Origin of the sequence: Microbispora sp. NBRC 16548, assembly GCF_030268985.1 — a bacterium.
Lineage (GTDB): Bacteria > Actinomycetota > Actinomycetes > Streptosporangiales > Streptosporangiaceae > Microbispora > Microbispora catharanthi.
This window is the reverse complement of the sequence record NZ_BSSF01000003.1, coordinates 677212-702612: the sequence shown is the minus strand read 5'-3', so window position 1 is coordinate 702612 and position 25401 is coordinate 677212. Positions and strand designations below refer to the sequence as shown.

Sequence of the window (25401 nt, the reverse complement as noted above, 5' to 3'; positions counted from 1 at the left end):
TGGCAGGATGGTCATGATGAAGGTCCCGAGCTTGAATGTTCCGGGCCTCCGCCGCAGGAAGGCCGACGGCCTTCCCGGGGTGACGGCAGTGGCGAGAATCGACAGGCGGACGAAGAGGCTGACCAAGCGCCTCAAGCCCGGGGAAATCGCGATTATCGATCACGTCGACATCGACCGGGTCAGCGGGGAGGCTCTCGTCGCGTGCGGCGTGGCGGCCGTGGTCAACGCCGCCGCGAGCATCAGCGGCCGTTACCCCAACCTCGGGCCGCAGATCCTGATCGACGCGGGCATCCCCCTGATCGACAACGCGTCGCCGGAACTGTTCGAGCGGATCGCCGACGGAGACGTGATCCGCGTCCACGACGGCATGGTCTACCTCGGCGAGGAACTGGTCGGCAAGGGGCAGCCGCAGACCGCGGAGAGCGTCGAAGCGGCGATGACCGAGGCCCGCGCGGGCCTCGCCGTCCAGATCGAGGCCTTCGCCGCGAACACGATGGAGTACGTCCGGCGCGAGCGCGACCTCCTGATCGACGGGGTCGGCGTGCCCGACATCCGCACCTCCCTGGAGAACCGCCACGCCCTCATCGTGGTGCGGGGTTACCACTACAAGGAGGACATCGCCACGCTCCGGCCGTACATCCGGGAGTACCGCCCGGTGCTGATCGGCGTGGACGGCGGGGCGGACGCGCTCCTGGAGGCCGGGTACGCGCCCGACATCATCGTGGGCGACTTCGACTCCGTCTCGGAGAAGGCGTTGTGCTGCGGCGCCGAACTGGTCGTCCACGCCTACCGCGACGGGCGGGCGCCGGGGCTCGAGCGGGTGCACAAGCTGGGCCAGGAGGCGGTCGTGTTCCCCGCGACCGGAACGAGCGAGGACATCGCGATGCTCCTGGCGGACGACAAGGGCGCCACGCTGATCGTCGCGGTCGGCACCCACTGGACGCTCGACGAGTTCCTGGACAAGGGCAGGTCGGGCGCGGCGAGCACCTTCCTCACCCGCCTGCGGGTGGGCAGCAAGCTCGTGGACGCCAAGGGCGTGAGCAGGCTCTACCGCAGCCGGATCTCCACGCCCTCTCTGTTGCTGCTCGTGGCCACCACGCTGGTCACGATCGGTGTGGTCCTTTCGGTATCGCCGATCGGCCAGGTGTGGCTGAACGGCCTGCGCGTGGCCTGGAACGGCTTCATCTTCTGGCTGGTCGGACTCTTCTCGTGATCGATTTCCGTTATCACCTCGTCTCGATCGTGGCGATCTTCCTCGCGCTCACGGTCGGCATCGTGCTGGGCAGCACCGTGCTCGAGCCCACGTTCTTCAAGTCGGCCGAGGAGATGACCGCGTCCCTGCGGAAGGCCAACGAGAGCAACCTGGCCCAGATCTCGCAGCTGCAGAGCCGCGAGGAGGGCTCCGGCTCGCTGGTCACGACCCATCTGCCCGAGCTCGTGCGCGGCCAGCTCGCGGGGGAGCGCGTCGTGCTCGTCGAGGCTCCCGGCGCGTCGGCCGCCCTGCGCGACCCGGTCGAGAAGCTCGTCACGAGCGCGGGCGCCGCCTACACCGGCAGGGTCAGCCTGACCGAGAAGTTCGTCGACGCCGAACAGGCGAGCGTGGTGGACGGGCTGGCCACCAACCTCGCCCCGGCCGGCACCGCCTTCCCCGACGGGGCCACGCCGTACGACAAGGCCGCCGCGATACTCGCCGGCGCGATCGTGACCAATGACCGCGCGCAGGCGGGCCGGGCGAACCCCGCGGCCACCGGCGTGCTGGAGGCGTTCCAGGCGGGCGACTTCCTGACCCTGAACGGCGACCCCAAGCAGCGCGCGACGATGGCCATCGTGCTCGCGCCGGCCCAGCCGTACGAGGGGGAGGACGCCGATCGGCAGACGAATGCGCTCGTCTCGGTCGCGGCCGGCCTCGACAGCGGAGCTCTCGGCACCGTCCTGGCGGGCACCGTCACCGCCTCCGCCAACGGCGGCGTCATCGCGGCGCTGCACGACACCGGCGGCGTGGCCTCGGCGGTCTCGACCGTCGACACGGTCGATTTCGCCGCGGGCCGTGTCGTGGTGGTCTACGCTCTGCGGGAGCAACTGGCCGGCCGTTCGGGCGCGTACGGTATCGGCAGCGGCGCGACGGCGTTCGAGCCCACGGTGACCGCGCCCAGCCAGACCCCCACCCCGGCGGCGAGCCGGGGCTGAGCCGCCGGTCGGCACACCACGCCTGACGATTACACAGAGAAGGGCAACAGCCGTGGCCAGACGTCCCCAGGCCGGCACCCGCGCCGCCGCGGCCCTCGGGGCCGCCGTCGGCGCCGCGCTCGGCGCGGCCGCCGCGCGCGCCGCCTTCGCCGCGTTCCGGCGCCGCCCGCCGATCGGCGACGAGAAGACCGCCGACGAGTACTGGACCCGGGTCAACCACCGGGGCGAGCCGGTCACGCTGCTGGAGGGCCCCGCGTTCGCCGCCGGCGCCGTCGCCGCCTCCGCCCTCGCCCCCGGACTCCCCGTACGGGCCCGCGCGGCCGCCGTGCTCGCCGGCGCGGGCAGCGGCGTCCTCGGCGCGTACGACGACCTGTTCGGCACGACCTCGTCGAAGGGGTTCAAGGGCCATCTGGCCGCGCTCGCGCGCGGTGAGGTGACCAGCGGAGCGGTCAAGATCCTTGGCATCGGCGCGACCGGGCTCGCCGCGGCGGCGCTCGCCCCCCGCGACGCCCGGGACGGGGGCGTGGTGGCGCGGTCCTTCGACACGCTCGTCGACGGTGCTCTGATCGCCGGCAGCGCCAACCTGGCCAACCTGTTCGACCTGCGGCCCGGCCGCGCGATCAAGGTGGGGCTGCTGGCCGGGGTTCCCCTGCTGGCCGCCTCGATCGCCGCGCCTTACGGCCCGCGCTCCGCCCGGGCCGTCGCGCTGACCGCCGTTCCGCTGGGCGCGGCGGCGGCGCTGCTGCCCGAGGACCTGGGCGAGCGGGCGATGCTCGGCGACGCCGGGGCGAACGCGCTCGGCGCACTGCTCGGCCTGGCGGCCACGGCCCGGCTGGGCAGGCCCGGCCGGATCGCCGCCTTCTGTGTCGTCGCCGCTCTCACCGCCGCTTCGGAGAAGGTCAGCTTCACCAAGGTCATCGCCGGCAACCGGGTGCTCAACCGCCTGGACATGCTCGGCCGCCGCGCTCCGCAGACCACCCCCGGCACGTCGGGGTCGCGCGGGTGACCTGGACGACCAGGGCCGTGCGCGGAGGCGTACGGCACCGGCATGGATAAGCGGCATGGTTAGACGGCTCGGGGCGGGGATCGCGGGGGCGGCGGTCCTCATCGGGGTCATCACGGTCCTGGCGCGGGTGACCGGCTTCGCCAAGCAACTGGCGTTCGCGCGCACGGTCGGCACGAACTGCCTGGCGACCGCCTACTACACGGCCAACAACGTGCCGAACATCGTCTTCGAGGTCGTGGTGGGCGGCGCGCTCGCCGGGATGGTCGTCCCGGTGCTCGCCGGCGCGGCCGCCAGATCGGACGGCGGGGCGCGTGCGGAGGTCGGCCGGATCGCCTCCGCGCTGCTGACCTGGGTGGTCGTGCTGCTGGTGCCGCTCGCGGCGCTGACCGCGCTGGTCGCGGGCCCGGTGGCGCGACTGCTCGTCGGCTCCGAGATAGACCGCTGCGACGCCGGGCAGGTCGCCGCCGTGGCCGCGCGCATGCTGGTCGTCTTCGCGCCGCAGATCCCGTTGTACGGGATGGCCGTGGTGCTCTACGGCGTGCTGCAGGCCCATCGCCGGTTCTCGGGGCCGGCGCTGGCGCCGCTGGTTTCGAGCGTGGTGGTCATCGTCGCCTACCTGGCCTTCGGGCCGCTCAGCGGCGGCCACAAGGACCCTGCGACGGTGCCCGCACCGGCCGAGATCGCGTTGTCGGCGGGCACGACGCTCGGCGTGCTGGCTCTGGTCGTCACCGTGGTCGGGCCCACGTGGCGGCTCGGCCTGCGGTGGCGGCCCACGCTCCGCTTTCCCGAGGGCGTCGCCGTACAGGTGCGGCGGCTCGCCCTGGCCGGGCTGAGCGCGCTGGTCGCCCAGCAGGCCGCCGCGGCGATCCTCATCCCCGTCGCCAACCGCGTCGGCGGCGGCGCGCTGCCCGCCTACAACTACGCGTGGGCGATCTACCAGGTGCCGTACGCCGTGCTCGCGGTGCCCATCGCGACCAGCGCGTTCCCCGCGCTCGCCGCGCGGGCGCAGGCCGAGGACGAGGGCGAGGGATTCGCGGCGCTGGCGGCGCGGACGACGCGCGCGGTCGTGCTGGTCTGCGGCCTGGCGGCCGGCGCGCTCGCCGCGGTCGCGGTGCCGGTCGCGCACGTCTTCCTCGCCCGGGCCGACACCGCGGTCGCCGCGACGGAGTTCGCCCGGGGGATCGCGCTGTTCGCGCCGGGGCTCATCGGGTATGGCCTGGTGGCCCACCTCAGCCGGGTGCTGTACGCCGCGGGACAGGGCAGGGCGGCGGCCCGGGGACAGGTCGCCGGGTGGCTGGTCGTCGCCGTGGCCCAGGTGGCGTTCGTCCTCGTGCTGCCGGACGGCTGGGGCCTGGGCGGGCTCGCGCTCGGCCAGGCGGCCGGCATGACGGTGGGGGCCGGACTGCTGCTGGCCTCGGTCGTGCGGGCGCGGGGCGCGCGGGCCGCCCACGGCGTCTCGCGGGCCGGTCTGGCCGCTCTGCTGGGCGGGGGTGCGGGCTTCCTCGCGGGCGCGGCGGCCGCCCGGCTTCCCCTGTCGGGCGAGGGACCCTGGGGCGGCCTCCTGACGGCCGCTCTGGCCGGTCTGACGGCCGTGGTCGCGGGAGTCCTCGTCGCCGCACTCGTGGACCGCGGGGACCTGACCGCCGCCCTGTCCGGAGTGAGGCGTGGAAGAGGTGCGAGCCCGGCGGACCCGTCGGCCGAGGAGGCGGTATGAGCAAGCGGATCAGTAGGCACAGCGTCTGGCGAGGCGCTGAATCGCGCGCCTCCGGCACGACCGGGCTCCGAGCCGGAGGCGAGGAGAGAGCATGAGCGAGCGTAGCGAGCGAATCAGTAGGCACAGCGTCTGGCGAATGCCACTCCGAGCCGGAGGCGAGGAGAGAGCATGAGTCGTGTCGTGCTCGTGCTGGGATCGAGCGTGGGGGGCGTGGCCCGGCACGTGCGGATGCTCGCCGGCGGGCTGGTCACGCGGGGACACCGCGTGCTGGTCGCGGGTCCCGGCAGCACCGAGGAGGCTTTCTCTTTCAGCGGCACCGGCGCGGGCTTCGCCGAGGTCGAGATCGCCGACCGGCCGCACCCCGCGCACGACCTGCGCACCGCCCTGCGCCTGCGCGGGCTCGCCCGCGGCGCGGACGTCGTCCACGCCCACGGGCTGCGGGCCGGCGCGCTGGCCGCGCTCGCTCTCACGGGGGCGCGGGGGTGGCCGCGCCTCGTGGTCACCCTGCACAACGCGGTCACGGCGGGCGGCGCGATCGGAGCGGTCTACCGGCTGCTGGAACGGATCGTCGCCCGGCGTGCGGACCGCGTTCTGGCCATCTCGCCGGACGTCGCGGAGCGCATGCGGGCCAGGGGCGCCCGGGGGGTGGACCTCGCGGTGGTGCCCGCGCCGCCGCTCGCAGAACCCGTCCGCTCGGCCGAGGACGTGCGGGCCGAGATCGCCGCCCGGCTGTCCGGCGCGGGGCACGCGCCGCAGGCCGCGCAGGAGCGGCCGATCCTGCTCACGGTCGCCCGGCTGGCCCAGCAGAAGGGCCTGGAGACGCTGCTCGACGCGGCGGCCGGGCCGTACAAGGGGGATCCGGTCTTCGTGATCGCGGGCGACGGACCGCTGCGCGAGGAGCTTCAGGCCCGCGTCGACGCCGAGGAACTGCCCGTGGTCCTGTACGGCTGGGCCGAGCCGGCAGATTTGCTCCAGGTCGCGACGGCGGTGATCGTGCCCAGCAGATGGGAAGGGCAGCCGCTGAGCGTCCAGGAGGCGCTGCGGACGGGCAGGCCGATCATCGCGACCCGGGTGGGCGGCGTTCCCGCGATGGTGGGCGAGGCGGCCCTGCTGGTGCCGCCGCAGGACCCCGGGGCGCTGAGCCGGGAGATCGGCCGCCTGCTCGGCGAGCCCGCCCTGGCCGCCCGCCTGGCGCAGGCGTCCGCGCGCCGGGGCCGCGAGCTGCCCGACGAGGACGCGGCGCTGCGGGCGGTGCTCGCGGCGTACGGGCTGGCGCCGTAGCGGCGACCGGGGTGGCGGGAGGGTGCGACCACGCTCCCGCGCCGGTGACACAAGACCGTCGGCCTGGTGAGCCGTCGCCTGTTCTCGCCGACGAGCGCAGACGTTCCGGCAAGGATTAGGTGAGGCTAAGTCTGATCCATATACTGGACGGGTTGGGGGGGAGTATCCCTTCGCGGCGGTTCCGTCATCACGGTGTCAGCACCCGGGGCCGTCGGTCCGCCGTGCGCGTACGGGCGGGAGAGACCTCCGGCAGTGTGTTCAGCGCGCGCCGGAGGTAATCGTGGTACATGCTCCCCTGTGGTTGTGGGCCCTGGTCATCGTGGGTCTCGTCGTCGTGGTCGCCATCGACCTGTGGATCGTCGATCGTGGTGAACCACGCGAGTTCTCCATGCGGCAGGCCGGCATCTGGGTGGGCTTCTACGTCTGCCTGGCCGTGTTGTTCGGCATCGGGTTAACGGTCTGGGCCGGTGCCGGGACAGGTGGCGAGTTCTTCGCGGGCTATCTGACGGAATACAGCCTCAGCGTCGACAACCTGTTCATCTTCTACATCATCATGACCCGCTTCGGGGTGCCCCGGATCTACCAGCACAAGGTCCTGCTGGTCGGCATCGTCCTCGCGCTCGTCATGCGCGGGATCTTCATCGCCATCGGGGCCGCCGCGCTGAGCCGCTTCGGCTGGCTGCTGTACGCGTTCGGGGCCTTCCTCATCTACACGGCGTACACGCTGGTCCGGGACCACAACAAGGAGGACGAGGAGTTCAACGAGAACATCCTCCTGCGCTGGGCCCGGCGGGTCTTCCCGACCACTCCCGACTACGTCGGCTCCCGGGTGACCGTGCGGGTGGACGGCAGGCGCATGGTGACGCCCATGCTGATCGTGATGATCGCCATCGGCACCACGGATCTGCTGTTCGCCCTCGACTCGATCCCGGCCATCTTCGGCCTCACGAAGGCGGCCTTCATCGTGTTCTCCGCGAACGCGTTCGCCCTGATGGGGCTGCGTCAGCTCTACTTCCTGCTCGGCGGACTGCTGCAGCGGCTGGTCTATATCAGCTACGGATTGGCGTTCATCCTCGGTTTCATCGGGGTTAAGCTGATTCTCGAAGCACTTCACGAGAACGAGGTCTCCTGGGCCCCTCAGATCCCCATCTGGGTGTCGCTGGCGGTCATCGGCGCGACCATGGCCGTGACCACCGTCGCCAGTCTCATCAAGGCTCGCCGCGACGACAGAACCGTTACTCCGGCGGAAGCCTCCCAGACGGAGGCGTCTCAGGCGGAAGCCCCGCAGGGCTAGCGAAACGGGCACTCACCCTGTTTGCTTGTTCTCGTTGTGCCACGCATTGACTGCCGGATCGGTAATATCGATCGTTAGCTCGCATGCCGCTCCATAGTCGCCAGAAGAGTACAAAGGTCATCTGTGTCCAACGAATCGTTGCCCCGCGGCCCTGAATCCGGGCTCGCGGGAAGTGCCCGGGGCCGAGTCAGGCTCGCACGCGGGGTCTCCCCGTGGCTGGCTCCGACCGCCGCGGCGGCGGCCGTCACCGCCGTTCTCACCCGCAGGTCGCCCCGTTGGGCGCTGGCCGCGGCGCCGCTCGCCGCCCTCACCGGCGGGATGCTGTGGTTCTTCCGCGACCCCGAGCGGGCGCTCGGTGAGGGCAGGCTCATCTCGCCCGCCGACGGCGTCGTGCAGAGCATCGACCCGTGGCCGGACGGCCGCACCCGGGTCGCGATCTTCATGAGCCCGTTGAACGTGCACGTCAACCGGGCGCCCGCGGCCGGCACGGTGACCGCGGTCGAGCACGTGCCCGGTGGCTTCGTGCCCGCGTTCAACAAGGACAGCGACAAGAACGAGCGTGTCGTGTGGCATTTCGACACCGCGCTCGGGGACATCGAGATGGTGCAGATCGCCGGCGCCGTCGCGCGGCGCATCGTTCCGTACCTGTTCGCGGGCGCGAAGGTCGCCCAGGGCGAGCGGGTCGGACTGATCCGTTTCGGCTCCCGGGTGGACGTCTACCTGCCCGAGGGCATCAGGCCGGCGGTCACCGTCGGCACCCGGACTGTCGCGGGGGTGACACGCCTTGACCACATCTGACCTCGGGGCCGAAGCCGCCTGGCCGGTGGAGGAGGTGGATGAGGAGCCGCGCGGGCCCGTCGGCAAGGCCTTCCGCCTGTCTGCCGCCGACTCCCTCTCGCTCGGCAACGCCCTCAGCGGCTTCCTCGCCGTCTGCGTGCTCGCCTGGTCGGCGATCAGCAACCTGCAGGCCGGCGTCAAGTTCGTCCCCGACCCGCGCTTCTTCGGCACGGCCGTGGTGCTGCTGCTCATCGGCGCGACCTGCGACCTGTTCGACGGCCTGGTGGCCAGGAAGTTCCGCGCGTCCGCGATGGGCGCCGAGCTGGACAACCTCGCCGACGTGATCAGCTTCGGCTTCGCGCCCGCCTTCATGGTGATGATCTGGGCCGGCTTCTCCGGCAAGCTCCCGCTGTGGCTGGTGCTGTGCGCGGCCGGATCCGTCCTGCTCGCCGGCGTCGTACGGCTGGCCCGCTTCGCCTGCGTGAAGACCAAGAGCGGCGACTTCATGGGCCTGCCGATCCCGATGGGCGCGATGACCGTGGTGTCGATCGTGCTGCTCTTCCAGCCGAACTACGTCACGCTCGCCGCCATCTTCGCCGTGGCCTGGCTCATGGTCAGCCGGATCGAGTACCCCAAGCCGAAGGGCAATCTGGCCGCCGTCGTGCTGGCCTGGATGCTGATCAACGTGGCCTGCCTGACGATCTGGGCGGCCGGTCTCGCGGGCGGCGACCAGCTCATCAAGGTGGGCGCCACCATGCAGATCGCGATCGTGTCCGCGATTCCGCTTCGCGTTCTCATGTTCAAAAAGCAGCAGCGCAGGGAACGACGCTCGGAGAACGCGGGCTGACGTCGTCGCACGGACAGGGCCCCGGTCGGCTGGGGCCCGCCACCTTGGGCCCGGGCCAATCACGTGGAGAAAACGCCTAGTCCAATGGAGCCCTGGTCGCCATGCCTCGTGAGCACACCCGGACGTACTTCCTCGGCAAACTGGCCCGGGAGCTTGAGCTGCGGGGGCTGGAGGCGTCGCTGCGCCCCGACCCGCCGTCGCTGAAGGTCCGCGACCCGGACGCGGCGCTGTTCACCGAGACCGTGGACTGCGTCGCGATGTCGGACGGCTGGTTCTACCGCTGGTCCTGGGGCGACGTGGTGGAGAGCGCGGAGGAGCCCGCTCTCGCGGCCGACCGCATCGTGAAGGTCTTCACCACCGGCGAGCCCCGGCCGCACCCTGCCCTCGGCGACGCCTGACCTGGGCTCTCGGCGACGTCTGACCGGTTCGGGCCGTCACAGCCGGATCCACTCCGTCGCCGTGGTGACCTCGTCCAGGACGTCCGGGAGGGGGGTCACGCCCAGCCCCGGGCCGTCCGGCACGTCGAGGTGCCCGCCGTCCAGCTTGAACGGCGGGGTCACGTCGGTGTGGAAGTAGCGCCGGGAGGCGGAGGTGTCGCCCGGGAGCGTGAAGCCGGGCAGCGCGGCCAGCGCGACGTTGGCCGCCCGCCCGATCCCGGTCTCCAGCATGCCGCCGCACCACACCGCGACGCCGTGGGCGCGGCACAGGTCGTGGATGCGCCGGGCCTCCAGGTAGCCGCCCACCCGCCCCGGCTTGATGTTGATCACCGAGCACGCGCCGAGGCTGATGGCCGCCGCCGCGTGGGCGGCCGACTCGATCGACTCGTCCAGGCAGATCGGCGTGCGGATCGACCGGGCGAGCCGGGCGTGCTGCACGAGGTCGTCGTCGGCCAGCGGCTGCTCGATCAGCAGGAGATCGAAGTCGTCCAGCCGGGACAGATGACGGGCGTCCGCGAGGGTGTAGGCCGCGTTGGCGTCCACCTGGAGCAGCAGGTCCTCCCCGAAGCGCTCGCGGACCGCGCGGACCGGCGTCACGTCCCACCCCGGCCCGATCTTCAGCTTGACCCGTACGTACCCCTCCTCGACGTACGCCCCGACCGTGTCGAGCAGTTCGGCCACCGAGCCCATGATCCCGACCGAGACGCCGCAGGGGACGCGGTCGCGGGTGGCGCCGAGGTAGCGGGCGAAGGACTCGCCGGTGATCCGGAGCGACGCGTCGAGCACCGCGGCCTCCAGCGCCGCCTTGGCCATCCGGTGGCCCTTGAACGGCGCGAGGGCGGGACCGACGGCCTGGGGGGCCGGCTCGCGGGGCAGCGCGGGGATCAGGAAGCGCCGCAGCACGTCGGCCGCCGCGTCCACGTACTCGGAGGAGTACAGCGGCTCGGACATCGCCACGCACTCGCCCCAGCCCTCGGCCTGCGGCGTCACCACCCGCACCAGCAGGACGTCGCGGCTGGTCTCGGTGCCGAACGACGTCCGGAACGGCGCGACGAGCGGCATCGCGATCCGGCGCAGTTCGATTCCAGTGATCTCCATGAGGTGCCCGGGCTCCAGGGGAAGGACGGTGTGCGCCGACCACTATACGGACGTCGTTCCGCGGTCCTCAGACCACCAGCCCGAGCAGGAGCACGCAGCAGAACGACACCACCGAGATGATCGACTCCATCACCGACCAGCTCCTGATCGTCTCGCCGACGGACATCCCGAGGTACTCCTTGACCAGCCAGAACCCGGCGTCGTTCACGTGGGAGAAGAACAGCGACCCGGCGCCGATGGCGAGCACGAGCAGGGCGACGTGGGCGGGGGAGAGCCCGGCCGCCAGCGGCGCGGCGATCCCGGCGGCGGAGATCGTGGCGACCGTGGCGGAACCGGTGGCCAGCCGGATCCCGACGGCGATCAGCCAGCCGAGCACGAGCACGGGCACGTTCGCGCCCTGCGCGGCCTCGCCGATGACCTTCCCGACGCCCGAGTCGACCAGGGTCTGCTTGAATCCTCCGCCCGCGCCCACGATGAGCAGGATCCCGGCGATCGGCGGCAGCGAGTCGGCGATCGCCGAGGAGATCCGGGCCCGGCCGAAGCCCGCGGCGCGGCCCAGCGTGAACATCGCCACGATCACGCCGATCAACAGGGCGATCAGGGGAGTGCCGAGGACCTCGAACACGGTGCGCACCGCGTGGCCCTCCGGCAGGACGATCTCCGCGACGGCCCGGCCGAGCATCAGCACGACAGGCAGCAGGATCGTGGCCACCGTGACGCCGAACCCCGGCCGGGGACGGTCCGCGTCCCCCGGCACCGTGTTCTCAGGCACCGTGTTCTCAGGTTCCTGGGTCTGCTCGCGTTCGAGGCGCTCGGGCGGCGCCGGCCGCACCCATCGGGCGGCGAACCTGGCGAACAGCGGGCCGGACACGATCACGGTCGGGATCGCCACCAGCAGGCCCAGCCCGAGCGTGAGGCCGAGGTCCGCCTTGAGCGTGTCGATCGCGACCAGCGGCCCGGGATGCGGGGGCACCAGGCCGTGCAGGACGGACAGGCCCGCCAGAGCGGGGATCGCGATCAGCAGCAGCGGACGGCCACTGCGCCGGGCCACCAGCAGGATGACGGGAATCAGCAGGACCAGCCCGATCTCGAAGAACATCGGCAGTCCGATGAGCACCGCGATGAGCGTCATCGCCCACGGCAGGGCCCGGTCGCCGCTGCGGCGCAGGATGCCGTCCACGATCTCCTCGGCCCCGCCCGAGTCGGCCAGCAGCTTGCCCAGCATGGCGCCGAGGGCGATGAGCACGCCGACGCCGGCCACGGTCGAGCCGAGCCCGGCGGAGAAGCTGTCGATCAGCTTCTCGGGGGCCATGCCGGCCACCAGGCCGAGAACGCCCGAGCCGAGCGCGAGGGCGAGGAACGGGTGGGTCCGCAGCTTCGTGATCAGCAGCACGATGACCGCGATGCCGGCCAGGGCGGCCACGATGAGGCGGGTGTCGTCGCCGCTCCACGCGGCCGTGCTCGCGAGGGGGGTCACGAGGGGGGTCATCCGGGGCTCCTCCGACGGTCCGTGCGGTAGCCGCTGCCCCGCAGGAGCCCCCCGAATCACGCGAACCGGCTCACGCGTCCCCGAATCGTGCCGGCCCGGATCGTGCCGGCCCGGATCGCGCCGCCCGAATCATGCGATCCGGATCGGGTGGTTCGGCTCACGCCGCACGGATCACGCGGCCCCGGCTCGATCGGACCGGAGGCGCCGGGACGAGGCCGGCGGTCCGCTGCGGGACGCCGGCCGTCCTGGCGTGTGTCACGTCACCAGCCGCGGGCCTTCCACTCGGGCAGATGCGGCCGCTCGGCGCCGAGCGTGGTGTCCCTGCCGTGGCCGGGGTAGACCCACGTCTCGTCGGAAAGGCGATCGAAGATCCGTTCCACCACGTCCGTGAACAGCTGCTCGAACCGCGCCGGGTCCTTCTGGGTGTTGCCGACGCCGCCGGGGAACAGGGAGTCGCCGGTGAACAGGTGGCGGTCCTGATAGAGCAGCGCGATCGAGCCGGGGGTGTGGCCGCGCAGGTGGATGACGTCCAGCGTCACCACGCCGACCGTCACCCGGTCGCCGTGCCCGACCTCCCGGGTGATCTTCACCGGCAGCTCGGGGGCGTCGAGGGGGTGGGCGACGGTCTGCGCGCCGGTGGCGCGGGCGACTTCCTTCAGGGCCCCCCAGTGGTCGCGGTGCCGGTGGGTGGTCACGATCGAGCTGATCGGCATGTCGCCGATGAGGTCGAGGAGCCGGTCGGGCTCGGCCGCCGCGTCGATCAGCAGCCCGTCGCCGGTCTCCGTGCACCGGAGCAGGTAGGCGTTGTTGCCGAAGTCGCCGACCTCGATCTTCGAGATCTTCAGCCCGGGGACCTCGCGTACGTCGGCGGGTCCGCCCTTGGCGACGTTTCCGGTATAGGTCATGATCGCTCCTCTCTCTGGTTCCCTGCGGGCGGCCAGGACGACGGTGGCTCGGCGGGCAGCCCCGCCGGGGACGGCTTCGGCCAGGGCGGCGGGGACGGCAACCTCCCGGCCTGCCGGAGGTGCCCCTGAGGTGAAGCGAGTCGCAGGCCCGTGCCGTCGGTCCTGCCCGCGAGCCAGGCGAGCAGCTCGCGCGGCGTGCCCTCCACGGCCGGGCCGTCGCCGAGGCCGGCCCACGTCCTCAGGACCTCGCCGGTGCCCGGGTCGAGGGCGACGACCTCGCCCACAGGGCTCTCGTCGCCGAGCCAGAGCATCGTGTCGTACAGCTCTCGCCTCACGTACGTCTCGGGCCAGTCGGCCCATTCGTAGCCTGCCCCGAGGTCGGCGTGGTGCACCTCGACCTCCCTGAGCCGGCGGATCGGGACGTACCAGGCGGGGTGGTCGGGCGGGTTCATCCCCGAGACCGGCGCGGTCCACGCCTCGGCGGGCATCCGCCCGACCGCCGCGGCGAACCGCTCCGCGCTGTCGCGCAGGTCGGCGAGCTGTTCACCGGCCGGGCGGCCGGCGCCCGCCTCGATGCCGGCCTCGCGGGCCCGCGCCGACGCGTACTGCGGGGTGTGCACCCCGGTGCGTGCCCAGGCCAGCAGGTTGACGCAGCTGTCGGCGTTGCGGGCGATATGCGCGAGCACGTGTCCCCTCGTCCACCCGGGCAGCAGGGACGGCGCGCGGAGATCCTCGTCGGTGAGGCGGGCGGCGGTCGCCAGCAGGCGCTCGGTCGCCTCGGCCAGCTCCCGCTCGATCTCGTCGATAACGGACATGGACAGAATCATGGACCCTGGACTCCCCGGCCGCCGTCCCCGTAACCCCGAGGGAAGAGGACGGCGCCCCCGGCGGTTGTATGAGCAGGGGTTTCGCGCGGATGCCGGGCGCGGGTTTGACGAAGCTCATACCCTGGTTCACGGAGCGTGTCCCACGAAAGCACGCGGGGCCGCCCTCTCCGGCCGCCGGACGATGCCCCCCCGAAATTGTCGGTGGCTCTGGATAGCCTGCCCGTGCACCTCCATTCACCTCATCGACCTATCGGGACCACCGTGGCTGACCGCCTGATCGTGCGTGGCGCACGCGAACACAACCTGAAGGACGTCTCGCTCGACCTTCCGCGAGACGCTCTGATCGTCTTCACCGGGCTCTCGGGCTCCGGCAAGTCCAGCCTGGCCTTCGACACGATCTTCGCCGAGGGACAGCGGCGATACGTGGAGTCTCTGTCCGCGTACGCCCGGCAGTTCCTGGGTCAGATGGACAAGCCCGACGTGGACTTCATCGAGGGCCTTTCCCCGGCCGTCTCCATCGACCAGAAGTCCACCAGCCGCAACCCCCGTTCGACCGTCGGCACGATCACCGAGGTCTACGACTACCTGCGTCTGCTCTGGGCGCGCATCGGCAAGCCGCACTGCCCGCAGTGCGCACGCCCGATCGCGCGCCAGACACCGCAGCAGATCGTGGACCGTGTGCTCGAACTGGAGGAGGGCACCCGCTTCCAGGTCCTCGCCCCGATCATCCGCGGCCGCAAGGGCGAGTACGCCGAGCTGTTCCGCGAGCTGCAGACCAAGGGCTACGCCCGTGCCCGCGTGGACGGCACGATCGTGCGACTGGAGGAGCCGCCCACCCTCAAGAAGTACGAGAAGCACGACATCGAGGTGATCGTCGACCGGCTGTCGGTGAAGGAGAGCGCGCGGCGCAGGCTCACCGACTCGGTGGAGACGGCGCTGCAGCTGTCCGGCGGCACGATCACGCTCGACTTCGTCGACCTTCCCGACGACGACCCCAACCGTGAGCGCTTCTACTCCGAGCACCTCTACTGCCCCTATGACGACCTGTCGTTCGAGGAACTGGAGCCCCGGTCGTTCTCGTTCAACTCGCCCTTCGGCGCCTGCCCCGAGTGCACCGGCCTCGGCACCCGCATGGAGGTCGACCCCGACCTCCTTGTGCCCGACCCCGAGCGCACGCTGGGCGACGGTGCGATCAGCCCGTGGGCGAACGGCCACACCAGCGACTACTTCGTGCGGCTGTTGGAGGCGCTGGGCAACGCGCTCGGCTTCGACCTCGACACCCCCTGGGAGCGGCTGCCGAAGAAGGCGCAGAAGGCGATCCTGCACGGCCACGACGAGCAGGTCCACATCCGCTACAGCAACCGGTACGGCAGGCAGCGGTCCTACTACACCGAGTTCGAGGGCGTGATCCCCTGGGTCCAGCGCCGGCACGCCGAGTCGGAGAGCGACGCCAGCCGGGAGCGGTTCGAGGGCTTCATGCGCGAGGTGCCCTGCCCGGCCTGCAAGGGCCGCCGTCTCAAGCCGGTCTCGCTGGCCGTGACCGTCGGGGAGGCCTCGATCGCCGAGGTCTCGGGCATGTCGATCGCCGACTGCGCCAAGTTCCTGTCCGGCCTGCGACTGTCCGAGCGGGACATGCACATCGCCGAGCGGGTGGTCAAGGAGATCAACGCCCGGCTGGGCTTCCTGCTCGACGTCGGTCTCGACTACCTCACCCTCGACCGCGCCGCCGGCACGCTGGCGGGCGGCGAGGCGCAGCGGATCCGGCTGGCCACCCAGATCGGCTCCGGCCTGGTCGGCGTGCTGTACGTGCTGGACGAGCCGTCCATCGGCCTGCACCAGCGGGACAACCAGCGCCTGCTGGAAACGCTGATCCGGCTGCGCGACATGGGCAACACGCTGATCGTGGTCGAGCACGACGAGGACACGATCGCCGCCGCCGACTGGGTGGTCGACATCGGCCCCGGCGCGGGCGAGCACGGCGGCCAGGTCGTCGTGTCCGGCACCGTGCAGGACCTGCTCGCCAGCGAGGAGTCGCTGACCGGCGCGTACCTGTCGGGACGCAAGGCGATCACCGCGCCGGAGATCCGGCGTCCGCGGGACAAGAAGCGGCAGCTCGTCGTGAAGGGCGCCCGCGAGCACAACCTGAAGGGGGTGGACGTCGAGTTCCCGCTCGGCGTCTTCACGGCGGTCACCGGCGTCTCGGGGTCCGGCAAGTCGACGCTGGTCAACGACATCCTGTACGCCGCGCTGGCCAAGGAGCTGAACGGCGCGAAGACCGTGCCCGGACGGCACTCCCGGGTTGTCGGCACCGACCTGGTGGACAAGGTCGTCCACGTCGACCAGTCGCCGATCGGCCGTACGCCGAGGTCCAACCCGGCGACGTACACGGGCGTCTTCGACCATGTGCGCAAGCTGTTCGCGGCCACGACCGAGGCGAAGGTCCGCGGTTACCTGCAGGGCCGGTTCAGCTTCAACGTCAAGGGCGGGCGCTGCGAGGCGTGCTCCGGCGACGGCACCATCAAGATCGAGATGAACTTCCTCCCGGACGTCTACGTCCCCTGTGAGGTCTGCCACGGCGCCCGATACAACCGTGAGACGCTGGAGGTCCACTACAAGGGCAAGACGATCGCCGAGGTCCTCGACATGCCGATCGAGGAGGCGCTGGAGTTCTTCGAGGCGATCCCCGCCATCCGCCGTCACCTGCAGACCCTCAACGACGTCGGCCTCGGGTACGTACGGCTGGGCCAGCCCGCGACCACGCTGTCCGGCGGCGAGGCGCAGCGGGTGAAGCTCGCCTCCGAGCTGCAGCGGCGCTCGACCGGCCGCACCGTGTACGTGCTGGACGAGCCCACCACCGGCCTGCACTTCGAGGACATCAGGCGGCTTCTCGGCGTGCTCAACCGGCTCGTGGACGCCGGCAACACGGTGATCGTGATCGAGCACAACCTCGACGTCATCAAGACCGCCGACTGGATCGTGGACATGGGGCCCGAGGGCGGGTCCGGAGGCGGCAGGGTCATCGTCGCCGGCACGCCCGAGGAGGTCGCCCGGGTCGAGGAGAGCCACACCGGCGCGTTCCTGCGTAAGATCTTGGGCGTATGAGTATTCGTCTCATGATTTCTCCCTACTGTTCTCCTTCCGACCGCGTCACTCTGAACCGGCCACGGGGTGATGGCCGTACCTGAGGACACACAGGGTGACGCGTCGCGCAGGGGAAGGACCCGGGGCCGTGGACGTCCCGGGCCGCCGCATCAGGGAAGGATGAGCATGACGGATACGACACGCCGGGCCGTGATCTTCGGCGCCGGAGGCGCCGGGCTGGCCGTGGCGCTGAGCGCGTGCGGTGCCTCCGACGGGGACGACATGACGGCGTCGGCGGACCAGGGCGGGTCCCAGGACGGCCAGTCCCAGGCGGCACAGGGCGGAGGCGAGCTCGCGAAGACCTCCGACATCCCCGAGGGCGGCGGCAAGGTCTTCAAGGACCAGGACGTCGTCGTCACGCAGCCGGCGGCCGGCGAGTTCAAGGCGTTCAGCGCGAAGTGCACCCACCAGGGCTGCCCGGTCGCGAGCGTCTCGAACAACGAGATCGTCTGCCCGTGCCACGGCAGCAAGTTCAGCGCCAAGGACGGCTCCGTGACCAACGGCCCGGCGGCCAAGCCGCTCGCCGAGAAGAAGATCACGGTGAGCGGCGACAGCATCACCCTCGCCTGACGGGGGCTACCGGGTCCGGTTTTGCGTGCGGGCTCGGTGCCCGGTGGCCGCAGGCGGGTGAGCACTCCCTCGCCTGCGGGCGCCAAGAGACCTCGCCTGAGTGTGCCAGGAGACCTCGCCCGAGGGTGCCTGGAGACACCGCCGTCCGTCATCGCGCGGAAGCGTGCGCGATGGCGGGCGGCCGCCCATGGCATCCCAAGCGATCGAGCGTCACGCCGGCGGCCGGGCGAGTTTGGCGGCCACGGCGTCGAGGACCCAGTCCAGGCCGGTCGCGAAGGACGCCTCAGCGTCCATCTCCGTGCCGTCGTGCACGACCTTGGCCAGCGCCGGGAAGCGGCCCGTGGCCAGCATCCTCATCACATGCGGTCCGGAGGCGCGCTGCCAGTCGCGCTCGGACAGGCCCGTGGCGCGCTCGGCCCGCAGGTTCGCGATCTCGCGCCTGATCGCGCCGGTGAAGTAGGCGCTGACCGTCTCCACAGCGCGCATGACGGTCTCGAGGTCGGCGAGGCCGTCGAAGGGCGCCAGCGTGGCCTCAGTCACGGCGAGGGCGTTCGGGCCCAGGGCCGGACGGCCACCGAGCAGGTCGGCCAGCCATTCGTGACGGAGAGCGGCCTGCCTGGTGCGGTGGGCGAGGATGCGTAGCACCTCCCGCCAGTCACCGGGCTGCTCCCCGGGGAGGATCTCGGCGTAGACCTCGTCCACCATGAGGTCGAACAGCTCCTCCTTGATGGAGATGTATCCGTACAGCCGCATCGGGCCGACGTCCAGCCGGGCGGCGACCTTGCGCAACGACACCGCCTCCAGCCCGCCCTCGTCGGCCAGCGCGATGGCGGCGGCAACGATTCGCTCCCGGTCGAGCGGCACCGGGCGCGTCGGCGGCTCCGGCCGGTCCCACACAGTCATGCATGCATCGTACTGTTTGCGAAACACCGTCTCAGATCGATACAGTGTATCGGCATGAGACAACGTATCGCCGTGATCGGGGGCGGCCCCGCCGGCCTGACCTTCGCCCGCGTCCTGCACCGCCACGATCACCCCGTCACCGTCCTCGAACGCGATTCCGCCCCCGACGCCCGTCCCCCGGGTGGCACGCTGGACCTGCACGAAAACCTGGGCCAGCTCGCGCTGGACAAGGCGGGGCTGCTGGCGGAGTTCCAGGCGCTGTCCCGCCCCGAGGGGCAGGCCATGCGCATCCTGGACCCGGACGGGACCGTCCTCCGTGACTGGCAACCCCGTCCGGATGACCGGGCCAATCCGGAGATCGACCGCGGGCAACTCCGTGACCTGCTTCTCGGCCCCCTGGACGTTCAGTGGGGGCGGGGTGTGACGGAGGTGGTGCCGGGGACCCGGGATGGCGTGCTGGTCCGTTTCGCGGACGGGCGACAGGAGACGTTCGACCTTGTGGTCGGCGCGGACGGCGCCTGGTCCCGGGTCCGCCCGGCGGTCTCGTCGGCGACGCCGCACTACACCGGCGTCACCTCGGTCGAGACCTCCCTGGACGACGTCGACACCCGCCACCCCGACCTCGCCCGGCTGATCGGCGACGGTGCCATGGCTGTGTACGGCGTGAACCGCAATCTCGTCGCCCAGCGCAACAGCGGCGGCCACGTCAAGGTGTACGCCCAGTTCCGCGCACCGCTGGACTGGCACACGAACCTGGACCGGCATATGGGCCTGAACCGGCGCGCGGGCCTGGACGCAGGCCTGGACCTGGCCGACGTCGAGGCCGTGCGATCAAGCCTGCTGGCTCTGTTCGACGGCTGGGCCGCTCCCGTCCTCGACCTCCTCCGCCACGGCACCGCTTTCGTCCACCGCCCCCTCTACGTCCTGCCCGCGCCCCACACCTGGACCCACGTCGCCGGGGTGACGCTGCTGGGCGACGCCGCCCACCTGATGCCCCCATTGGGGGTGGGCGCGAACCTCGCGATGCTGGAAGGCGCCGAACTCGCCGAGTCCGTCGCCGTCGCCACCGGGCCTGGCGATCTGGACGAGGCCGTCCGCGCTTTCGAGGAGCAGATGTGGGCGCGGGCCGGCAAGTGGGCGAAGATGACGACGGCCGGTCTGGAACGCCTCGTGAGCCCGGACCCCACCGAAGCCCTCGCCCTCTTCGACGAAGTCCAGCCATCCTGACTGTCACGCGCGAGAGCACCGGCAACCGGCCACGGCTCCAGCGCCTCTGATCTACAGCGTAAAGGCCGGGTCGCGTTCCGCCGCCCGCGAGGGCGACGGGAATGTCGGCGGGGGCCAGTAGTCTTTGGGTGTGGCGGATCCGGCAACTTATCGACCGGCGCCCGGATCGATTCCTGAGTCGCCAGGCGTCTACCGCTTCCGCGACCCGGGCGGCCGGGTGATCTACGTGGGCAAGGCGAAGAGCCTGCGGCAGCGGCTCAACTCGTACTTCGCCGACTTCGCCGGCCTGCACCCGCGGACGCAGACCATGCTGACGACCGCGGCGTCCGTGGACTGGACGGTGGTCGGCACCGAGGTCGAGGCGCTCCAGCTCGAATACTCCTGGATCAAGGAGTTCGACCCCCGGTTCAACGTCAAGTACCGCGACGACAAGTCGTACCCGTACCTGGCCGTGACGATGGGGGAGGACTTCCCCCGGGTGCAGGTGATGCGCGGGGCCAAGCGGAAGGGCACCCGCTACTTCGGCCCCTACTCGCACGCCTGGGCCATCCGGGAGACCGTCGACCTGCTGCTGCGCGTCTTCCCCGTGCGGACGTGCTCTGCGGGGGTCTTCAAGCGGGCGGGCCAGATCGGGCGGCCCTGCCTGCTGGGATACATCGACAAGTGCTCCGCGCCCTGCGTCGGCCGGGTCACCCCCGATGAGCATCGCGACCTCGCCGAGGACTTCTGCGACTTCATGGCCGGCAACACCGGCCGCTTCATCAAGCGGCTGGAGCGCGAGATGCGCGAGGCGGCGGCCGTGGAGGAGTACGAGCGGGCCGCGCGGCTGCGCGACGACATCCAGGCGCTGCAACGGGCCCTCGAGAAGCAGACGGTCGTGCTCGGCGACGACACCGACTGCGACGTGATCGCCCTCGCCGAGGACCCGCTCGAGGCGGCGGTCCAGGTCTTCTACGTGCGCGGCGGCAGGATCCGCGGGCAGCGCGGCTGGGTGGTCGACAAGGTCGAGGAGGCCGGCCCCGGCGAGCTGGTGGAGCAGTTCCTGCTCCAGATGTACGGCGAGGCGACGATTCCCCGCGAGATCCTGGTGCCGGCGCGGCCCCCGGACGAGGCCGCACTGATCGAGCTGCTGAGCGAGCAGCGGGGTTCCCGCGTCGACCTGCGCGTTCCCCAGCGCGGCGACAAGAAGAGCCTCATGGAGACCGTGGAGCGCAACGCCAAGGAGTCGCTCGCCCAGCACAAGCTGCGCCGCGCGAGCGACCTGACCACGCGCAGCCGGGCCCTGCAGGAGATCGCGGACGCCCTCGACCTCGACCAGGCGCCGCTGCGGATCGAGTGCTACGACGTGTCGCACATCCAGGGCGAGAACGTCGTGGCCTCGATGGTGGTCTTCGAGGACGGCCTGGCCCGCAAGAGCGAGTACCGCCGTTTCTCCATCAGGACCGCGGAAGGCGACGTCGCCTCGATATACGAGGTCATCTGCCGGCGGTTCAAGCGTTATCTGGAGGAGCGGGCGGCGACAGGCGAGCTGGACGCGGAGACGGAGGACGCGGCGGCGCACGACGGGGCGGCGCACGACGGAGCACGGTACGACGCGGATGGGTACGGAGCGGCCGAGCGCGGCGGCGCCGCGACGCCGATCGACCCGGAGACCGGCCGTCCCCGCAAGTTCGCCTACCCGCCCAACCTCGTGGTGGTGGACGGCGGCCCGGCGCAGGCGGCGGCGGCCCAGCGGGCCCTGGACGAGCTCGGGATCGACGACATCGCGGTGTGCGGGCTGGCCAAGCGGCTGGAGGAGGTCTGGCTGCCCGGCGACGACCAGCCGGTGATCCTGCCGCGCAGCAGCGAGGGCCTCTATCTGTTACAGCGCGTCCGCGACGAAGCGCACAGGTTCGCCATCACCTACCATCGGACGAAGAGGTCGAAATCGCTCAAGGAGAGCGCGCTCGACCACGTGCCGGGCCTGGGCCCGGCACGCCGTCAGGCCCTGCTGCGGCACTTCGGCTCGGTGAAGCGGCTGCGGGAGGCGAGCGCGGAGGAGATCCGCGAGGTCCCCGGCATCGGCCGTGCGACCGCCGAGGCCATCGTCGCGGCGCTGCGCGGTGAGAGCCCGTCCCCGGCGGGGCAGGGGTCGTGAGGTGCTCGCGCGAGCACCTCGGCGTGTCCCGTCCCGGCCAGGGCAGCAGGCAGGGGCAGCGGGGAGGGCGCCGTCGGGGTCGCCCGGCGTGGCGGTGGCGCGATCAGGTGAAGAGGTGTCATGCTCCGGCACCAGAGGTCCCTCCCGCGGGGAGGGGGGCCCGGTCCCCTGCGGGTGGGCCGGCCGTCCCGGCGTGGGCGGCGGACGGGGCTGACGTTGGGCGAGCTGACATGGGCGGCAAGGCGGTGAGCGGGCGATGAGCACGACTGAGCCGGCATTCGTGGTGATCACCGGAATGTCGGGGGCGGGGCGCAGCACCGCCGCGAAGGCTCTGGAGGACCTCGGCTGGTTCGTGATCGACAATCTGCCGCCGGGACTGCTGTCCTCGCTCGCCGAGGAGGCGGGCCGGGTGAACATGGCGACCGACCGCGTCGCGGCCGTGGTCGACGTGCGCAGCCTCGCCTTCACCACCGACCTGAACGCGGCGATCGAGGAACTCGACGGGCGCGGCGTCGGCGTCCGAGTGGTGTTCCTGGAGGCGAGCGACGAGGAACTGGTCCGCAGGTTCGAGAACGTCCGGCGTCCCCACCCCCTCCAGGGTGACGGGCGGCTCGTCGACGGGATCGATCGCGAGCGCGGCATCCTGCGCGAGGTCCGCGCCAACGCCGACCTCGTCATCGACACGTCCCTGCTGAACGTCCACGAGCTCCGTAAGAAGATCGTGTCGTTCTTCGGCGGCGAGGACCGCCCGGGGCTGAAGGTGAACGTGGTGTCCTTCGGCTACAAGTACGGCCTGCCGGTCGACGCCGACCTCGTCGTGGACTGCCGGTTCCTGCCCAACCCCCACTGGGTGCCGGAACTGCGGCCCATGAACGGGCTCGACGCCCCCGTGCGCGACTACGTGCTCAGCCAGCCCGGGGCCAAGGAGTTCCTCGACGGCTACGAGGAGGTCTTCGGCGTCGTGGCCGCCGGATACACGCGCGAGGGCAAGGGCTACGCGACCCTCGCCGTGGGCTGCACCGGAGGCAAGCACCGCAGCGTCGCGATGGCCGAGCAGCTCGGCGCCCGCCTGCGTGAGCGCGGCATGGACGTCCAGGTCAGCCACCGGGACACGGGCCGCGAGTGACGGCCCCCGCCCGGTCCGCCGGCGGGCCCGCGGGCGGAACCTCGTACGGCGAGCCCCGGCAGGCGCCGGGGCCGGGCCGATCGGCACGACATGAGCGCCACGGCTCCGCAGAGCGGTGCTCGTGGCGAGGCGAGGAGGACGATGAAGGACCCCGCCCCGGAAAAACCCGCGGACCCCTCCGTCCCCGATCATCCCCGGAAGTGCCCCGCCCCCGGCAGACCGATGCTTTCCCCGCACCCCGCCACCGCCGCGAGCGGTCCCAAGGTCGTCGCGCTCGGCGGCGGCCACGGCCTGTACGCCTCCCTGTCGGCCCTCAGGACCGTCACGGACGACCTGACGGCCGTGGTGACGGTCGCCGACGACGGTGGCTCCAGTGGGCGTCTCAGGCGCGAGCTGGGGGTTCTCCCGCCCGGTGACCTGCGGATGGCGCTCGCGGCCCTGTGCGGCGACGACGAGTGGGGCCAGACCTGGAGCGAAGTCGTCCAGCACCGTTTCAGAAGCGAGGGCGAACTGCACGGCCACGCCGTCGGCAACCTCCTCATCGTCGCGCTCTGGGAGCTGCTGGAGGACCCCGTGGTGGGCCTGGAATGGGTGGGCCGGCTGCTCGGCGCGCACGGCCGGGTGCTGCCCATGGCCTCCGTGCCGCTCGACATCCAGGCGGAGGTCGAGCTGGACGGGACGGTCACGACGGTGCGCGGGCAGGTCGCCTGCGCGCTGACGCCCGGGCGGGTGCGCTCCATCTCGCTGGTGCCGTCCGACCCGCCCGCCTGCCCCCAGGCGATCGAGGCGATAGAGGCGGCCGACTGGGTGGTGTTCGGGCCGGGCTCCTGGTTCACCAGCGTGCTGCCGCACCTGAAGGTGCCCGGACTCGCCCGGGCGCTGCACGAGACGAGCGCGAGGCGGCTGGTGATCCTCAACCTCGCGCCGCAGGCGGGGGAGACCGACGGCTTCTCGCCGGAACGGCACCTGGAGGTGCTCGGTGAGCACGCCCCCGCACTGGTCGTCGACGCGGTCGTCGCCGACGGCGGTGTGGTCGCCGACCCGAGGGCGCTGGAGAAGGCGGCCTGGTCGATGGGCGGCCGGGTCGTTTTGGCCGATGTGGCCGCCTCTGACGGATCTGCACGGCACGACGGACCACGTCTTGCCGCTGTCCTGGATGAGATTTTCCGTGAGAAGCGGTGATTGCGTGTCCGCCAGGTGCGAGAGACTGACGGGCAGAGTCTGTCTGGGGGAGGACACGAGCTGATGGCCATGACGGGTGTGGTGAAAGACGAGCTGAGCCGCCTTCCGGTGCTCAAGCCCTGCTGCCGCAAGGCGGAGGTCTCGACGCTGCTGCGGTTCGCCAGCGGGCTGCACCTGGTGGGCGGGCGCATCGTGATCGAGGCCGAGCTCGACACCAACGCCACCGCCCGCAGGCTGATCAAGGACATCGGCGAGGTCTTCGGCCACAAGGCCGAGGTGCTGGTCCTGGCCCCCGCCGGGCTGCGCAAGGGCTCGCGCTACGTCGTGCGCGTCTACAAGGACGGCGAGGCGCTGGCCCGGCAGACCGGCCTGATCGACAACCACGGGCGCCCCGTGCGCGGGCTGCCACGGCAGGTCGTCTCCGGGGCCACCTGCGACGCCGAGGCGGCCTGGCGGGGCGCGTTCCTCGCGCACGGCTCGCTGACCGAGCCCGGCCGGTCGATGTCGCTGGAGGTGACCTGCCCCGGGCCGGAGGCGGCGCTGGCCCTGGTCGGCTCGGCCCGGCGGCTCAAGATCCACGCCAAGGCGCGCGAGGTGCGCGGCGTCGACCGCGTGGTCGTGCGCGACGGCGACGCGATCAGCGCGCTGCTGACCCGGCTCGGCGCCCACGACAGCGTGCTCGCCTGGGAGGAGCGGCGGATGCGGCGCGAGGTGCGGGCCACCGCCAACCGCCTGGCCAACTTCGACGACGCCAACCTGCGCAGGTCGGCCAGGGCGGCCGTCGCCGCCGGCGCGAGGGTGCAGCGGGCGCTGGAGATCCTCGGCGACGACGCCCCCGAGCACCTGGTGATCGCCGGCCGGCTGCGGGTCGAGCACAAGCAGGCGTCCCTGGAGGAACTCGGCCAGATCGCCGACCCGCCGCTGACCAAGGACGCCATCGCCGGGCGCATCCGGCGGCTGCTCGCGATGGCCGACAAGCGCGCCCAGGATCTCGGCATCGCCAACACCGAGGCCAACCTCACCGCGGACATGCTCGTGCAGTAGCGGCGCCTTCCCGGCTCCGTCCCGGCCCGGCGCACCGGGGGCGGCGTGCGCGCCGCGCCACCTTCCGGCCGCCCGACGGCGCGGCGGCTGGCGCCTGGGCGAGGGCCCGGTGGAACGGGTGTGGCGGGGTCGCCGTCGTGCGGGAAGGGCCCGCTCACCGGCTCGTCCGGCCTGACACGCCGTCAAAGCGTGGCCCGGTGGTCTACACC

21 protein-coding genes are annotated in these 25401 nt (G+C 71.9%); 16 read left to right on the top strand and 5 right to left on the bottom strand.

Annotated features, from left to right (window positions below):
• Nucleotides 1-16 precede the first annotated feature (16 nt).
• The 9 genes from steA (at nucleotide 17) to QSK36_RS11005 (ending at nucleotide 9504) form a co-directional block, all read left to right on the top strand.
• Nucleotides 17-1213 (top strand): putative cytokinetic ring protein SteA, encoded by a 1197-nt coding sequence (gene steA / locus QSK36_RS11045; protein WP_225898050.1) that lies wholly within the window; start codon nucleotides 17-19, stop codon nucleotides 1211-1213.
• The gene (locus tag QSK36_RS11040) at nucleotides 1210-2187 is read left to right on the top strand and encodes a copper transporter (RefSeq protein WP_183537263.1); all 978 of its coding nucleotides are present in this window, start codon (nucleotides 1210-1212) and stop codon (nucleotides 2185-2187) included. Before steA ends, QSK36_RS11040 begins: the two co-directional genes overlap by 4 nt.
• Before the next feature lie 52 nt (nucleotides 2188-2239).
• Nucleotides 2240-3193 carry a hypothetical protein gene (locus QSK36_RS11035; protein ID WP_285782289.1) on the top strand — a complete coding sequence of 318 codons (954 nt, stop codon included), beginning with the start codon at nucleotides 2240-2242 and terminating at the stop codon, nucleotides 3191-3193.
• A gap of 55 nt (nucleotides 3194-3248) precedes the next feature.
• On the top strand, nucleotides 3249-4907 hold the full coding sequence (gene murJ / locus QSK36_RS11030; protein ID WP_285782288.1) for a murein biosynthesis integral membrane protein MurJ: 1659 nt from the start codon (nucleotides 3249-3251) through the stop codon (nucleotides 4905-4907).
• Between the two features lie 168 nt (nucleotides 4908-5075).
• Nucleotides 5076-6188 (top strand): glycosyltransferase family 4 protein, encoded by a 1113-nt coding sequence (locus QSK36_RS11025; RefSeq protein ID WP_285782287.1) that lies wholly within the window; start codon nucleotides 5076-5078, stop codon nucleotides 6186-6188.
• Between the two features lie 280 nt (nucleotides 6189-6468).
• Nucleotides 6469-7482 (top strand): TerC family protein, encoded by a 1014-nt coding sequence (locus tag QSK36_RS11020; protein ID WP_183537270.1) that lies wholly within the window; start codon nucleotides 6469-6471, stop codon nucleotides 7480-7482.
• Between the two features lie 138 nt (nucleotides 7483-7620).
• Complete coding sequence (locus QSK36_RS11015) at nucleotides 7621-8280, top strand: phosphatidylserine decarboxylase (protein ID WP_285782319.1); 660 nt, start codon at nucleotides 7621-7623, stop codon at nucleotides 8278-8280.
• Nucleotides 8267-9106 (top strand): CDP-diacylglycerol--serine O-phosphatidyltransferase, encoded by an 840-nt coding sequence (gene pssA, locus QSK36_RS11010; RefSeq protein WP_183537272.1) that lies wholly within the window; start codon nucleotides 8267-8269, stop codon nucleotides 9104-9106. The genes QSK36_RS11015 and pssA overlap by 14 nt, the downstream gene beginning before the upstream one ends.
• Before the next feature lie 101 nt (nucleotides 9107-9207).
• On the top strand, nucleotides 9208-9504 hold the full coding sequence (locus QSK36_RS11005) for a hypothetical protein (RefSeq protein ID WP_030507339.1): 297 nt from the start codon (nucleotides 9208-9210) through the stop codon (nucleotides 9502-9504).
• 36 nt (nucleotides 9505-9540) lie between these two features.
• On the opposite strand, the gene menC is transcribed toward QSK36_RS11005, so the two are convergent.
• The 4 genes from menC to QSK36_RS10985 all read right to left on the bottom strand — a co-directional run bounded on the left by menC (nucleotide 9541) and on the right by QSK36_RS10985 (nucleotide 13850).
• A complete protein-coding gene (gene menC, locus QSK36_RS11000; RefSeq protein ID WP_285782286.1) occupies nucleotides 9541-10641 on the bottom strand; it encodes an o-succinylbenzoate synthase in 1101 nt (366 codons plus the stop codon).
• A 67-nt stretch (nucleotides 10642-10708) separates the two neighbouring features.
• Nucleotides 10709-12130, bottom strand: a complete 1422-nt coding sequence (locus QSK36_RS10995) for a GntT/GntP/DsdX family permease (protein WP_183537276.1) — start codon at nucleotides 12128-12130, stop codon at nucleotides 10709-10711.
• A gap of 260 nt (nucleotides 12131-12390) precedes the next feature.
• Nucleotides 12391-13035 (bottom strand): MBL fold metallo-hydrolase, encoded by a 645-nt coding sequence (locus tag QSK36_RS10990; protein ID WP_285782285.1) that lies wholly within the window; start codon nucleotides 13033-13035, stop codon nucleotides 12391-12393.
• Nucleotides 13032-13850: a maleylpyruvate isomerase N-terminal domain-containing protein gene (locus QSK36_RS10985; protein ID WP_285782284.1), complete on the bottom strand. Its 819-nt coding sequence runs from the start codon at nucleotides 13848-13850 to the stop codon at nucleotides 13032-13034. The genes QSK36_RS10990 and QSK36_RS10985 overlap by 4 nt, the downstream gene beginning before the upstream one ends.
• Before the next feature lie 273 nt (nucleotides 13851-14123).
• Here QSK36_RS10985 and uvrA point away from each other — a divergent pair, with 273 nt between their 5' ends.
• Both uvrA and QSK36_RS10975 read left to right on the top strand, forming a co-directional pair.
• Nucleotides 14124-16964: an excinuclease ABC subunit UvrA gene (gene uvrA / locus QSK36_RS10980; protein WP_183537282.1), complete on the top strand. Its 2841-nt coding sequence runs from the start codon at nucleotides 14124-14126 to the stop codon at nucleotides 16962-16964.
• Between the two features lie 165 nt (nucleotides 16965-17129).
• Nucleotides 17130-17573, top strand: coding sequence for a Rieske (2Fe-2S) protein (locus QSK36_RS10975; protein WP_139573160.1), 444 nt, complete (start codon nucleotides 17130-17132; stop codon nucleotides 17571-17573).
• Between the two features lie 210 nt (nucleotides 17574-17783).
• Here the strand turns inward: QSK36_RS10975 and QSK36_RS10970 are convergent, their stop codons facing one another.
• On the bottom strand, nucleotides 17784-18476 hold the full coding sequence (locus QSK36_RS10970; RefSeq protein ID WP_285782283.1) for a TetR/AcrR family transcriptional regulator: 693 nt from the start codon (nucleotides 18474-18476) through the stop codon (nucleotides 17784-17786).
• Nucleotides 18477-18530: 54 nt separating this feature from the next.
• Here QSK36_RS10970 and QSK36_RS10965 point away from each other — a divergent pair, with 54 nt between their 5' ends.
• From QSK36_RS10965 to whiA, 5 genes are all read left to right on the top strand, one after another.
• Entirely contained in the window at nucleotides 18531-19703 is a 1173-nt protein-coding gene (locus tag QSK36_RS10965) for an FAD-dependent oxidoreductase (protein ID WP_285782282.1), read from the top strand.
• Nucleotides 19704-19833: 130 nt separating this feature from the next.
• Nucleotides 19834-21840 (top strand): excinuclease ABC subunit UvrC, encoded by a 2007-nt coding sequence (gene uvrC / locus QSK36_RS10960; RefSeq protein WP_285782281.1) that lies wholly within the window; start codon nucleotides 19834-19836, stop codon nucleotides 21838-21840.
• Between the two features lie 256 nt (nucleotides 21841-22096).
• Nucleotides 22097-22966 (top strand): RNase adapter RapZ, encoded by an 870-nt coding sequence (rapZ, locus tag QSK36_RS10955; RefSeq protein ID WP_079319418.1) that lies wholly within the window; start codon nucleotides 22097-22099, stop codon nucleotides 22964-22966.
• A gap of 222 nt (nucleotides 22967-23188) precedes the next feature.
• A complete protein-coding gene (locus tag QSK36_RS10950; protein ID WP_285782280.1) occupies nucleotides 23189-24148 on the top strand; it encodes a gluconeogenesis factor YvcK family protein in 960 nt (319 codons plus the stop codon).
• 63 nt (nucleotides 24149-24211) lie between these two features.
• The gene (whiA, locus tag QSK36_RS10945; protein ID WP_139573156.1) at nucleotides 24212-25192 is read left to right on the top strand and encodes a DNA-binding protein WhiA; all 981 of its coding nucleotides are present in this window, start codon (nucleotides 24212-24214) and stop codon (nucleotides 25190-25192) included.
• Nucleotides 25193-25401 lie beyond the last annotated feature (209 nt).

Excerpts from the sequence above, each read along its gene's own strand:
- murJ (WP_285782288.1), top strand. The coding sequence starts at position 3,249 with ATGGTTAGACGGCTCGGGGCGGGGATCGCGGGGGCGGCGGTCCTCATC.
- QSK36_RS10970 (WP_285782283.1), bottom strand. The coding sequence starts at position 18,476 with ATGACTGTGTGGGACCGGCCGGAGCCGCCGACGCGCCCGGTGCCGCTC.
- menC (WP_285782286.1), bottom strand. The coding sequence starts at position 10,641 with ATGGAGATCACTGGAATCGAACTGCGCCGGATCGCGATGCCGCTCGTC.
- QSK36_RS10985 (WP_285782284.1), bottom strand. The coding sequence starts at position 13,850 with ATGTCCGTTATCGACGAGATCGAGCGGGAGCTGGCCGAGGCGACCGAG.
- QSK36_RS11025 (WP_285782287.1), top strand. The coding sequence starts at position 5,076 with ATGAGTCGTGTCGTGCTCGTGCTGGGATCGAGCGTGGGGGGCGTGGCC.
- QSK36_RS11005 (WP_030507339.1), top strand. The coding sequence starts at position 9,208 with ATGCCTCGTGAGCACACCCGGACGTACTTCCTCGGCAAACTGGCCCGG.
- rapZ (WP_079319418.1), top strand. The coding sequence starts at position 22,097 with ATGAGCACGACTGAGCCGGCATTCGTGGTGATCACCGGAATGTCGGGG.
- QSK36_RS10990 (WP_285782285.1), bottom strand. The coding sequence starts at position 13,035 with ATGACCTATACCGGAAACGTCGCCAAGGGCGGACCCGCCGACGTACGC.
- QSK36_RS10975 (WP_139573160.1), top strand. The coding sequence starts at position 17,130 with ATGACGGATACGACACGCCGGGCCGTGATCTTCGGCGCCGGAGGCGCC.
- whiA (WP_139573156.1), top strand. The coding sequence starts at position 24,212 with ATGGCCATGACGGGTGTGGTGAAAGACGAGCTGAGCCGCCTTCCGGTG.
- QSK36_RS10950 (WP_285782280.1), top strand. The coding sequence starts at position 23,189 with ATGCTTTCCCCGCACCCCGCCACCGCCGCGAGCGGTCCCAAGGTCGTC.
- steA (WP_225898050.1), top strand. The coding sequence starts at position 17 with ATGAAGGTCCCGAGCTTGAATGTTCCGGGCCTCCGCCGCAGGAAGGCC.
- QSK36_RS10995 (WP_183537276.1), bottom strand. The coding sequence starts at position 12,130 with ATGACCCCCCTCGTGACCCCCCTCGCGAGCACGGCCGCGTGGAGCGGC.
- QSK36_RS10965 (WP_285782282.1), top strand. The coding sequence starts at position 18,531 with ATGAGACAACGTATCGCCGTGATCGGGGGCGGCCCCGCCGGCCTGACC.